Below are 11101 nucleotides of genomic sequence, written 5' to 3' on the forward strand. Positions count from 1 at the left end.
GCTACACATCAAAGCCTCTGCCTTGTATAAATACCCAGCAACTCGCTGCAAAAATTAGCTCGAAAGATCAACATGCCCTAGTAGTACACAAGCAACATGGTAGAATGCCGCCATTAATCTTATCCTTGTATAAGATTGTTGAACCTTTCCATCGCTATTTAGCCAAATCATACCGAGAAACTTATGCCATTTTCCAAGCTTGGATTAAGCTCACCTATTGTTAAAGCCGTTGCAAAACAAGGCTATGAAAAGCCAACCTCTATTCAAGAAAAAGCAATTCCGATTGTGCTTTCTGGTAAGAACCTAATTGCTGCTGCACAAACAGGTACAGGTAAAACTGCGAGCTTTGTTCTCCCTATCTTAGAAATGCTAAGTAAAGGTGAAACACAACGTAAAAAACGTATTCGCGCTGTTATTCTGACACCAACGCGTGAGCTTGCGATTCAGGTTGAACAGAACATTACTAAATACGCGAAGTTCCTAAACCTAACATCACTAGCGATGTACGGTGGCGTGTCTTACCAACACCAGAAAGACCGCTTGATCGAAGGTGTCGATATTCTTGTGGCAACTCCAGGTCGTTTAATCGATATGTACGGACAACGTGCCGTTCATTTTGATGAAGTTGAAGTACTGGTTCTTGATGAGGCCGATCGCATGCTAGACATGGGTTTCATCGAAGACATCAACAAGATCATCGCGCGTTTGCCACAAAACATTCAAAACCTGTTGTTCTCAGCAACGCTATCAACGCCAGTTCGTGCGCTAGCGAAAAGCGCAATCAGTGAAGCTGAAGAGATTTCAATTGCCAAAACTGACGCTTCTAAAGCGAACATTGAGCAATGGTTAGTGACCGTAGATAAAGACCGTAAGTCTGCACTTTTAAGCCACATGATCACTGACGGTGAGTGGGACCAAGCGCTTATCTTTATCGAGACTAAGCACGGCGCGGCTAAGCTAGTTGCCCAACTTGAAAAACGTGGCATCCAAGCTGAAGCTTTCCACAGTGGACGTAGCCAAGCGATTCGTGAAAAGATTCTGGCTGACTTTAAGAAAGGTCGTCTAAAATATCTAGTTGCGACAGGTGTTGCTGCTCGTGGTATCGATATCGATAATCTAAGCCGCGTAGTAAACTACGACATCCCATTCCCAGCAGATGATTATGTTCACCGTATTGGTCGTACTGGCCGTGCTGATGCATCTGGTGAAGCGATCTCTTTCCTATCGAAAGACAACTTCAAGAACCTGTGCATTATCGAAAAACGTCTTGGTCACTTGATTGAACGTCGTGTTGTTGAAGGTTTTGAACCACGCAAAGAAGTGCCAATCTCTGTATTGAACTTCGTTCCTAAGAAGAAAAGAGAGCAGCAACAAGACTAAGTAATTTCAGCTATAGAAATGAAAAAGTCGCATTAGCCAAAATGAAAATAAAACGAAGCCCATGTGGCTTCGTTTTGCTCTTAGAAATACAAATAAAATTGAGGCAATAAGATGATCACTCCTATCGCAACGAGATTAACCCGAGGCCAAGACCTAAAGCTTGAGATCCAAAAGCTAGTGACAGCGCACAATATCTCAGCGGGCTCTGTCGCGTCTTGTGTCGGGTGTGTTTCTCAACTCAATATTCGTCTGGCTAATGCAAACAACACCAAGCTAATTATAGCTCCGTTCGAAATTGTGTCACTTATGGCGACGCTAACCCCGAACCACCAGCATGTTCACCTATCCGTTGCTGATGAAAATGGCAATGTGATTGGTGGGCATCTGCTTGAGGGAACGATTATCGCCACCACCGCTGAATTAATTGTGCACCGTTACGATACTTTGACCTTCAACAGAGAGCATGATGATACGACGGGTTACACTGAGCTCACTATCAGCAGTAACACATAATAGCTTCACTGATAGCAGCACCAAACGCCTCATATAAAGCGATACCACCCAATAGTAATTAGGAAACACGATGGCTCCAAACTCCGCAGACTCCGTTATCGTTCTCGATTTCGAAACCACAGGCTTATCACCAAACATGGGTGACCGAGCGATTGAAATCGGTGCGGTTAAATTAGTTAACGGCGAAGTCGTCGACACCTTTCAGCAACTCATGAACCCAGGGTTTCGTGTTAGCGGGTTCATTGAAAGCTATACCGGAATCAGTAACCGTATGTTAAGCACAGCGGCCAGTTGCAGTGAAGTGATGGATGAGTTTGCAGACTTTATCCAAGGCAGCCAACTTGTTGCTCACAATGCATCGTTTGATAAGCGCTTTCTCGATGCGGAATTAGACTTTATTGGCCGAGACTACACAGGCAAGTTCGCTTGCTCAATGTTGATTGCTCGCCGCCTAATCCAAGATGCGCCGACTCATAAGCTAGGCGACCTTGTGCGCTTTAAGAATATCGACAACGACGGTACTTTCCACAGAGCGTTAGCCGATTCAGAAATGACAGCACGGTTGTGGTTATTGATGATTGATGAGCTTCAAAGTGACCACGGCATTCAACAGCCGAGTTTTCAACTGATGCAGAAAATATCTAAGACCGCTAAAGGCTCTATTCCAAAGCTGCTGATGAGCAACAGAAATTAAATATCTAAACTCTCTCCCCTTCAAGTTTGATTGACAGGCTAGTCACATGGATAACTACTAGCCTTTAGAACGAAAGAAGACTCTACTCCTGCAGTGATTCAAATGTTCCTTTCAGGCTTGCTAATTCACTCATGAAATAAGCCCACTGTTTATTAGTACTGCTTTCTACGATATCGACTAAAAAATTGGCTGACGTCTGCATGTTCTTGTTAAGCTCAGGCTCAAGTCCTTCAGGATAATAAGCTTCATTGTTCAAAAGTAAGTTCATAATAATCGGCTGAGCTATATCTAAGTCGCTTTTCTTTTCCATCAGTGTCGATAAATCTTGGTAGGTATTATTTTGATATTGCCGCCAGTTATCGTTGGTATTTACCCACTCTTGAGACCAAGCAAAAATAATCTTTTTTTGTTCTTTCGATACTGAACCTAACCATCGCTCTGCCCGCTCTTCTATTCTGTTTCGGTATCGCTCTCTCGAATCTTCATCATCCAATGATAATCTTTCTTCGTAATACTCTTGTTGCTTCTCTCTAAAGTGCTTTAAGAATTCCTTATCTTGCTCAGGGGTAAGCTGCATACTTAGTGCATAAATATCAGGAGAGAACTTATTAACGATTGAGCGAATATGGTCTTTAATTTGGTCACTTTGTTCAGAGATAAAAGCAGAATTCATATCAGAACGATCTGTGTTTTGGATCACTTGCAGTTGCGAAATATATAACGGCAGTTGAGTTTCTTTATGCCATTGCTGTAATAAGTCGAGGCGCTCTTCGAGCTCTGATTCCTGACTATTAGAAAGAGTTACAAAGTCTTCAATATAGCTAACGACAAACCAGCTTATATTGTTATAGGCAAATTTAGTCCCGCAGCCAGAGAAAAGAAAACAGCTTAATAAGACTAACCAACGACACTTTCTCATTACACCCTCTCACAACATTTTACTCAACAACGAACCTCAAGACGATCTTATAACATTAGCTACAAAATCGGGTTCTCGTAAAAACTTTCGGATAAATTGAGACTCAGACTTGCTAATCTAACTATTTCGGCAAATGATTAAACTAAAAATAATTAATGGCAGTGATGTAACTTGATTTTTATTGCTCATTTGACGCAATACGAACCCTATAAATGAGTTGGGTTGGCGTATTTCAAATGATTGATATTTGGGAGGGGAGCTATGGCCGCTATTCCTGATCATCCAAGCGATTTAGAATATGAGCTTTGTTATTTTGATGATGGTTCAATAACCACAATCACGATATTGGTTCACAATCGAAAGGAAGCGATGACTTGGTATCTTAGCGAGGGAAAACATATCAACGATCTTTATTCGATAAGACCCGATGAATAATGCTTTGGTAAAGAGAACTAGGTCGATAAACCTAAGAGAGTAAACTTGAGTGGCATTTTGTGGAACACCCTTTACTGCAATGTCATTAAGTAGCAATCTCGTTAATTAGACATATCGCAGCAAAGGGATTCAGTCTCGAATTATTTCAGAATTCGGGCGCGGAATTGACGACCCTTCATCTTACCTGATTCGATTTTGCCTAATGCTTTCTTAGCCATTGATCTTTCTACAGCAACGTAAGCGCGCATCGCGAACAAGTTGATCTTACCTACTGATTTACCATCAATACCGCCTTGGCCTGTCAACGCACCAAGGATATCACCTGCGCGAAGTTTCGCTTTCTTACCACCATCAATCTGGATCGTTACCATGTTTGAGTAGTACGGCTTAGCAATTGGTTTAGCTGGTAACTGAGACGGTTCGATTGGCATATCCATGTACTCATCAATTTGAGCAACACGGTGCATCTCTTTTTCGCTAAAGAAGCTGATAGCGACGCCTTTGCTTCCTGCACGTCCAGTACGACCGATGCGGTGTACGTGAACTTCAGGATCGCGAGACAACTCAAAGTTGAACACAGCATCTAGGTTATCAACATCAAGACCACGAGCAGCAACATCTGTTGCAACCAAGATAGAGATGGTTTTGTTTGAGAACTGAACCAAAGCTTGGTCACGTTCACGTTGTTCCATGTCGCCATGAAGCTCGATAACACTGAAGCCACGGTGGCTTAGCTCGTCGTTTACGTTCTGTACTTCTTTCTTAGTATTACAGAACACAACCGCTGACTCTGGTTGATGATGAAGAAGCATTAGCTCTAGTGCGTCATCACGAGCTTCAGTACCTTCAACCTTATAAAAGTGTTGCTGGATGCTTGAGTGATCGTGCGTTGATTCAACCTTCACCATTTCAGGGTTATTCATGATACGGTCTGCAACAGATTTAATCTGTTTAGGGAAAGTTGCACTGAACAATAACGTTTGACGATCTTTTGGTGCTGCTTCAATAACAGCATCTAGTGCATCTTGGAAACCCATTTCCAGCATGCGGTCGGCTTCATCTAACACAAGTGTGTTCAACTCAGACAGGTCAATACGGTCTCTCTCTAGGTGGTCCAGGATACGACCAGGAGTGCCCACCAGAATGTGTGCGCCATGCTCTAATGAACCAATTTGTGGGCCCATTGGCATACCGCCGCATAGTGTCAGCACTTTAATATTGTGAATACCACGAGCAAGAGTACGGATCTCTTTTGCTACTTGGTCTGCTAGCTCACGAGTCGGACATAACACTAAAGACTGAACACGGAAACGCTTAACGCGTAGGTTTTGCAGCACGCCTAAACCAAAAGCAGCTGTTTTACCTGAACCCGTTTTACCCTGACCGATAACATCCTTGCCATCCAGAATAGTAGGAAGACTTAACGCTTGAATAGGCGTCATTTCAGTATAACCAAGAGAATTTAACGTATTTAGAAGCTCTGGCTTAAGGGCGATTGAAGAGAATTTTGAAGTGCTCAATGGAAATATCCAACTGGTGAAAAACAGAGTGCATTATGAGTGTTTTTGAAAATTATTCCACCTTAATCACAGTTTTGAAGAAATAGGTTAGGCGAACACAAAAAAGCCAGCTTTGTTGGCTGGCTTATCGTCATTTTCGAATTACTTCTTATGGCACACCGTGACCTTTAGAGGCAACCCAAACGCGATACCATTGCTCACGAGTCAGTTCGATTTTCAGTGAATCAACGGCCGTTTTCACTCGCTCAATCTTACCTGAACCAATAATAGTAATCGGTTTAGACGGTAATCGACGAACCCAAGCGTAAATTACTTGGTCAATACTATCTGCACCCACTTCTTGGCGAATGGCTTCTAGTTCATTACGAACACGAATCGCTTGTGCTGAATCGCCACTAAAGATGCTACCACCACCGAGACAAGACCACGCCATTGGACGAATACGGTTCATCTGCAGTTGATCTAGCGTGCCATCATGAGCTACTTCGAAGTTCAATGGGTTGATTTCAACTTGGTTAGTCACTAGTGGCTTACCTAGTCGAGATTGCAGTAAGTCGAACTGACGCGGTGAAAAGTTAGAGACACCGAAGTGCTTAACTTTACCTACCTTATGTAGTTCAGCGAACGCTTCTGCTACTTCATCCGCGTCCATCAATACGTCAGGGCGATGAATCAGTAATACATCAAGTTCGGTTACACCCAAACGCTCTAGAGAGTTATTTACTGATTGGTAAATATGGTGCGCGCTGGTGTCATAGTGATTGATCTTGCGATCTGGAGTGTGGTCACCACACAAGTTGATGTCGCACTTGGTGACGATTTGAATATCATCTCGAAGGCTCGGCTCAAGCGCTAATGCTTCACCAAACAACTTTTCACATTGGTAGTTACCGTAAATGTCCGCGTGATCAACCGTTGTGATGCCAAGATCAATGTGCTGCTTTAGGAAAGTCAGACGTTGTTGCGGGGTCATACCCCACTCAGCTGTACGCCAGTATCCTTGCACCAGCTCAGAAAGTTCTGGGCCTTGTGGCGCTACCGTTACTTTTGCAACCATGGGTTGTCTCCTTTATCAATACTGAACGTATCCTAAGCTCGTTTTACCGAAGGCTCAACGTATAACAAATGGCAAAGGTAAACGCTTACTAAAAATGTGAGAGCCACAGAAAAACGAACACTTAAATGAATTATAACTTGCTGTCTGCCCGTGAGCCGTTCTCCTGAAAGGTTTGTTTACTCTGATGAATGACGAAACCATCTATAAATTTGAGCAATTAAAAGCGATTTAGTTCAACCGTTAAGTTGTCACCATCACTATGTAACTGAATCCAAGGGGCTGAAGAACTAGAAGAAGATGAGGAAGAGCTAGGCACATTCCATACACTCATTTGCTCAGAGGAATGATGTGGTGAGTTGATGAATTCTACGAGTTGTTTATCTACCTTGTCGTAACCAACTCCCTCACGTTTCGCTTGTTCGAGTTGAGCGAGGACATCAAAATCATCCTCTCCAATGCGAATTGAACTGAGAGCAAAGCCATCTTGACGAAGATATGCCTGAAGCTTTGTGTACCTTAGGTTCGAATATGGCAGATTAAGGCGAACCACTTCGACGCTTGAGTCACCCAACTCCAGTTCAACATAAACATCCAAATCGTAATATTGGGTTAAGTCACTGCACAACAGAGTGCCTTCAACTTCGCCACAATCCATAAGATCGATATCGTTAATATAGTTTTGAGAACTCGGTTGAGTTGGGTTGCTATTGAATACCGTCCGTAACCACCAGCTTTCACTCGCCTGCGCAGAAAATGAAAGGGTATTCAGAGTCAATAACAAAGGTAGGATTAAGCTAGGAAGAGTTCTCATTATTTGTGCTTATTTCACGCGGTATGGAGCGTGCATTATACGTGACCAATCAACAAACAACTGCTCGATTTACATCTATAAAACTAAAAATATTGCTCAACGATAAGATTAACAAACTTGATACTAAGAAGAGTTGCACTCTGTTATATCTGTCGTCACACAATACACCCCATGAATGTGTCATAATGTTGAAATTAATGAATAATTTACAAGGAACGTCCATGACTGCAACGAACTATCTCAACCAATTGAACCAAAAGTATCTTGCGACTCATAAAGCGAAAGAAGACTTCTTTTGGGATACTTATATGGGGATCAGTGACGACCATGATGGCTCGACACTCGCGCAGACCCAATGGACTGAATTTCTTAGCTCTGCCGAGCAAATTGCTGCTATCGAAACGCAGCTAGCTACTATCGAAGAAATTCAAGACCCTCAAGAAAAAGAGAGCACGCTAACAGGCTTGAATGGTTGGTTAGCGACCTTTAGATCTCACGCTATTGAGTCTGAGCAGTCACAGAAGCTTAAGGCCGAACTCATAAAGTTTGAGGCTGAACTGTTTGAGAAAAAACAGAATCATGTAATGACTTACGTGAATGAAGCGGGCGACGACACTGAAGGGTCGTTACCGGTTCTAGGTTCAACAATAAGAACCAATAGTAATGAAAAAGTTAGGCTTTCAGCTCACCAAACACTACTAGGTTTAGAGCAGTGGCTGCTGGCTAACGGCTTCATTGAACTCATCAAAAAACGCAACCAGTTTGCTCAATCGCTGGGTTTCAAAACCTTTTTTGACTATTCCGTCGTTAAAACCGAGCAGATGACAACTGAGCAACTGTTTACAATTCTGGATGACTTTGAAGTTCGCACGCGAGATAACCATCAACAAAGCCTAGAGAGCTTAACTCAGAAAAAAGGTCAGAGCGCTCTAGAAGCCCATAATTTCACCTACTCTTTTGCAGGTGACGTCATGAATGACTTAGACCCTTATGTTCCATTTTCAAAGTCACTAAGGCGTTGGGTTGAGTCTTTTGGTCGTCTTAATATCGAATACTCACAAGCAACATTGAAATTAGATTTGCTTGATCGTAAAGGAAAGTATCCAAACGGTTTCTGTCATGGGCCAGTTCCTTCTTTCTACGATCAAGATACTTGGGTAGCTGCACAGGTCAACTTCACGAGCAACGCCAAGCCCGACCAAATCGGCAGCGGTTATGATGGTATCAATACGCTGTTTCACGAGGGCGGCCACGCTGCACATTTCGCTAATGTTAAAATGAATGCGCCTTGTTTCTCTCAAGAATTTGCACCAACATCGATGGCTTATGCCGAAACTCAATCCATGTTCTGTGACAGCTTATTGAATGACGCCGATTGGCTAAAACAATATGCCCTGGATTCAGAAGGCCAAGCAGTACCTGATGAGCTAATCAAAGCCATCATAGATAACAAACAACCGTTCAGAGCCTACCAAGAACGAAGCATTCTTGTTGTTCCCTATTTCGAACGAGCACTTTACGAATTGGCGGATGAAGATCTGACACCTGAAAAGATCACTGCTCTTGCTCGTAGCAGTGAGAAAACGATTCTTGGATTGGCTTGTAGCCCTCGCCCATTAATGGCGATCCCTCATCTATTGTCGGATGAAGCCTCTTGCGCATATCAGGGTTACTTATTAGCTCATATGGCCGTGTATCAAACTCGTGCATATTTCACCGATAAGTTTGGTTACTTAACGGATAACCCGGAGATCGGCCCTTTGTTAGCTAAGCACTATTGGCACCAAGGAAATAGCGTGAATCATAATGGGACAATCGAAAGCCTGACTGGGGAAGGTTTTAATGCCAAGTACCTCGCTGACGAGTGCAACTTATCGCCAGAAGAAGCTTGGGCTATTGAAGATCAAAAAATCAAACAGCTGTCGACAAGAGAGCGAGCACCAGTCGCTGATTTGAATGCGAAGATATCGATCGTCGATGGAGCAACTGAATTAGCGAATAACGACAAATCAAATTCTCAAATGTGTGATGAGTTTGAACACTTTATCGTTGGGCAATACGGCCGATAGCGGGTGCTGAGCATCTGTAAGCAAGGTTGAACCAAAAAACTCAAACGAAAAAAAGGACGATATTTAATCGTCCTTTTTATTTACAGCATCGACCCTACACAGTGACACAATTTAAACGAGATTGAACATCAAAAATAATGTCGACAGAATCAAGGCTTCTTAGTGATTTCCTATGAATACCACATATCTGCCCTGTCAAAACAATATAAAACTTTTCTGTTTTGAGTAAATTCCAAGCTTCATCAAGAGATTCAGCATAAACCTTGTTCTTGAGATCTTGCGGGCGAGTACCTGCAACTCTTCCATGTTTACGCGCCAATTCAAATAATCCATTTCGATTCGGTTTACATGTAAACAGAGTGTCATTTCCGTAAATAACACCCTTGGCAGTAATGCTCTTAACCATTACATTCTCCAGATTATCATTCCACTCATAACACTGAGTGCCAAACCACATATCGGTTGGATACTTAAACGGCAAAAAGAAGAGAACATGGTGTAACGACCGGGCATGCGACACACCATAGCAATCAGATTTAAAGTTCTTAAGCTCTCAAAGCTATTAATCAGCTATTAAGCTATTAAGAGCTTAGAAGTAGTAGTAAGCTGCTGCGAATACGTGTGTTTCTTCGTCGTACTGTGCGCTAGTTGAACCCATGCGTGCACCATCAATATCTTGTTTGATATCAATACCCATGTCAGCGTTGTCTGCAATACGGTACATTGCCGCGATGTTGATGTAAGAAGCATCTACGTCCGCTTGGCCATCAAGTTCATTGCTGTTAGAGGCGTAACCAGCTGCAATTGTTAGGTCTTCAGAAACCGCGTAACCACCTGAAACGTAGTAACCCGTGTCTTTCTCAGAATCTGCGTCATCAATCCAAGAGTTCATACCTAGTGTTAGGTCACCAATTTTTACGTTACCAGTTACCGTGTAAACTTCGTAATTAGCTTCGTAATCACGGTTTTCGTAACCTGCGTATAGGTTGAATACTTCTTGCTCTAGACCGATGTAGCCGTTCACACCTTTGTCGAACTTATCATTGTTACGAGAATCTTTCGTTTCGAAGTAAGAGATACCGTAAGCGATACCGCTTGTTGCACCCTGGAACTTAACAACATTGAAGCCGTCAGAAGCATCACCAGCAGAAGCGCCAAACTCGTAAGTGTTATCACCAGCACCGTCAACTTTATCTAGTGCTGTATCATTTTCCCAACCGAATGAAGCGATACCGAAACCAGTGTCAAAACCAAGCCAAGCTTTGTCTACATCAGCAGCAGGGCCAGTATCGATGCCATTTGTCCACTTGTAGTTAACGGAATCATTCGCTGAAACGTTATTGTCTGTTGTGTAGTTCACCATCAAGTCTGTTTCGAAGTAACCAACAATACGGTTGTTACGGTAGTTTACTGCAAGTGTTAGGCCTGTAGCCCAGTCATCGTAGAATGCTTTAGAACCAGTATCGTAGTAACCGCCAACACCCATAGCACCAGATACTGAAAATTGATCTTTATGCATTGAATCAAATGCGAACATGTCTTCATTCTGGCTGTTTTGGCTGCTTGTATTTACCGCGAAAGCTGAACTTGAAATGCTTGCAATCGCAAGTGCTACTAATGTCTTTTTCATAATAACCACTACCTATATATGGCTTTGTTGCGTAATTCAATGGAACTAAATCAAGAACCTACGATCTGATCAG

At 42.7% G+C, this 11101-nt stretch carries 12 protein-coding genes; 6 read left to right on the forward strand and 6 right to left on the reverse strand.

Going from position 1 to position 11101, the window contains the following annotated elements:
- The 4 genes from AB6D07_RS21690 to AB6D07_RS21705 form a co-directional block, all read left to right on the forward strand.
- Positions 1-224, forward strand: a 224-nt coding sequence (locus AB6D07_RS21690; RefSeq protein ID WP_231904630.1) for a hypothetical protein, incomplete at its 5' end; no start/stop codon positions are given.
- Positions 184-1380: a DEAD/DEAH box helicase gene (locus AB6D07_RS21695; protein WP_010431064.1), complete on the forward strand. Its 1197-nt coding sequence runs from the start codon at positions 184-186 to the stop codon at positions 1378-1380. The genes AB6D07_RS21690 and AB6D07_RS21695, both read left to right, overlap by 41 nt.
- Positions 1381-1491: 111 nt before the next feature.
- A complete protein-coding gene (locus AB6D07_RS21700; RefSeq protein WP_017098681.1) occupies positions 1492-1893 on the forward strand; it encodes a PPC domain-containing DNA-binding protein in 402 nt (133 codons plus the stop codon).
- Positions 1894-1963: 70 nt separating this feature from the next.
- A complete protein-coding gene (locus AB6D07_RS21705) occupies positions 1964-2587 on the forward strand; it encodes a PolC-type DNA polymerase III (RefSeq protein WP_017098680.1) in 624 nt (207 codons plus the stop codon).
- An 82-nt stretch (positions 2588-2669) separates the two neighbouring features.
- Here the strand turns inward: AB6D07_RS21705 and AB6D07_RS21710 are convergent, their stop codons facing one another.
- On the reverse strand, positions 2670-3506 hold the full coding sequence (locus AB6D07_RS21710) for a DUF6279 family lipoprotein (protein WP_017102460.1): 837 nt from the start codon (positions 3504-3506) through the stop codon (positions 2670-2672).
- Positions 3507-3767: 261 nt separating this feature from the next.
- Here AB6D07_RS21710 and AB6D07_RS21715 point away from each other — a divergent pair, with 261 nt between their 5' ends.
- Positions 3768-3941 carry a hypothetical protein gene (locus tag AB6D07_RS21715; protein WP_009844771.1) on the forward strand — a complete coding sequence of 58 codons (174 nt, stop codon included), beginning with the start codon at positions 3768-3770 and terminating at the stop codon, positions 3939-3941.
- A 140-nt stretch (positions 3942-4081) separates the two neighbouring features.
- On the opposite strand, the gene dbpA is transcribed toward AB6D07_RS21715, so the two are convergent.
- From dbpA to AB6D07_RS21730, 3 genes are all read right to left on the reverse strand, one after another.
- Positions 4082-5461 carry an ATP-dependent RNA helicase DbpA gene (gene dbpA, locus AB6D07_RS21720; RefSeq protein WP_017102461.1) on the reverse strand — a complete coding sequence of 460 codons (1380 nt, stop codon included), beginning with the start codon at positions 5459-5461 and terminating at the stop codon, positions 4082-4084.
- A gap of 148 nt (positions 5462-5609) precedes the next feature.
- Complete coding sequence (locus AB6D07_RS21725) at positions 5610-6518, reverse strand: aldo/keto reductase family oxidoreductase (RefSeq protein WP_009844769.1); 909 nt, start codon at positions 6516-6518, stop codon at positions 5610-5612.
- Positions 6519-6735: 217 nt separating this feature from the next.
- Positions 6736-7329, reverse strand: coding sequence for a hypothetical protein (locus tag AB6D07_RS21730; protein WP_017102462.1), 594 nt, complete (start codon positions 7327-7329; stop codon positions 6736-6738).
- A 221-nt stretch (positions 7330-7550) separates the two neighbouring features.
- Between AB6D07_RS21730 and AB6D07_RS21735 the strand changes: the two genes are divergently transcribed.
- Entirely contained in the window at positions 7551-9398 is a 1848-nt protein-coding gene (locus AB6D07_RS21735) for a M3 family metallopeptidase (RefSeq protein WP_017102463.1), read from the forward strand.
- A gap of 94 nt (positions 9399-9492) precedes the next feature.
- Here the strand turns inward: AB6D07_RS21735 and AB6D07_RS21740 are convergent, their stop codons facing one another.
- Together AB6D07_RS21740 and AB6D07_RS21745 are read right to left on the reverse strand one after the other, a co-directional pair.
- Entirely contained in the window at positions 9493-9804 is a 312-nt protein-coding gene (locus tag AB6D07_RS21740; RefSeq protein WP_029222827.1) for a hypothetical protein, read from the reverse strand.
- A 183-nt stretch (positions 9805-9987) separates the two neighbouring features.
- Entirely contained in the window at positions 9988-11028 is a 1041-nt protein-coding gene (locus tag AB6D07_RS21745) for a hypothetical protein (RefSeq protein ID WP_009844765.1), read from the reverse strand.
- Positions 11029-11101: the final 73 nt, after the last annotated feature.

This window comes from Vibrio sp. 10N.239.312.C11 (assembly GCF_041466065.1).
In the GTDB taxonomy this organism is placed as follows: domain Bacteria; phylum Pseudomonadota; class Gammaproteobacteria; order Enterobacterales; family Vibrionaceae; genus Vibrio; species Vibrio tasmaniensis_A.

What these genes read in the sequence shown, in the direction of transcription:
- AB6D07_RS21695 (WP_010431064.1), top strand. Translation starts at nt 184, where the DNA reads ATGCCATTTTCCAAGCTTGGATTAAGCTCACCTATTGTTAAAGCCGTT.
- AB6D07_RS21700 (WP_017098681.1), top strand. Translation starts at nt 1,492, where the DNA reads ATGATCACTCCTATCGCAACGAGATTAACCCGAGGCCAAGACCTAAAG.
- AB6D07_RS21705 (WP_017098680.1), top strand. Translation starts at nt 1,964, where the DNA reads ATGGCTCCAAACTCCGCAGACTCCGTTATCGTTCTCGATTTCGAAACC.
- AB6D07_RS21710 (WP_017102460.1), bottom strand. Translation starts at nt 3,506, where the DNA reads ATGAGAAAGTGTCGTTGGTTAGTCTTATTAAGCTGTTTTCTTTTCTCT.
- AB6D07_RS21715 (WP_009844771.1), top strand. Translation starts at nt 3,768, where the DNA reads ATGGCCGCTATTCCTGATCATCCAAGCGATTTAGAATATGAGCTTTGT.
- AB6D07_RS21725 (WP_009844769.1), bottom strand. Translation starts at nt 6,518, where the DNA reads ATGGTTGCAAAAGTAACGGTAGCGCCACAAGGCCCAGAACTTTCTGAG.
- AB6D07_RS21730 (WP_017102462.1), bottom strand. Translation starts at nt 7,329, where the DNA reads ATGAGAACTCTTCCTAGCTTAATCCTACCTTTGTTATTGACTCTGAAT.
- AB6D07_RS21735 (WP_017102463.1), top strand. Translation starts at nt 7,551, where the DNA reads ATGACTGCAACGAACTATCTCAACCAATTGAACCAAAAGTATCTTGCG.
- AB6D07_RS21740 (WP_029222827.1), bottom strand. Translation starts at nt 9,804, where the DNA reads ATGGTTAAGAGCATTACTGCCAAGGGTGTTATTTACGGAAATGACACT.
- AB6D07_RS21745 (WP_009844765.1), bottom strand. Translation starts at nt 11,028, where the DNA reads ATGAAAAAGACATTAGTAGCACTTGCGATTGCAAGCATTTCAAGTTCA.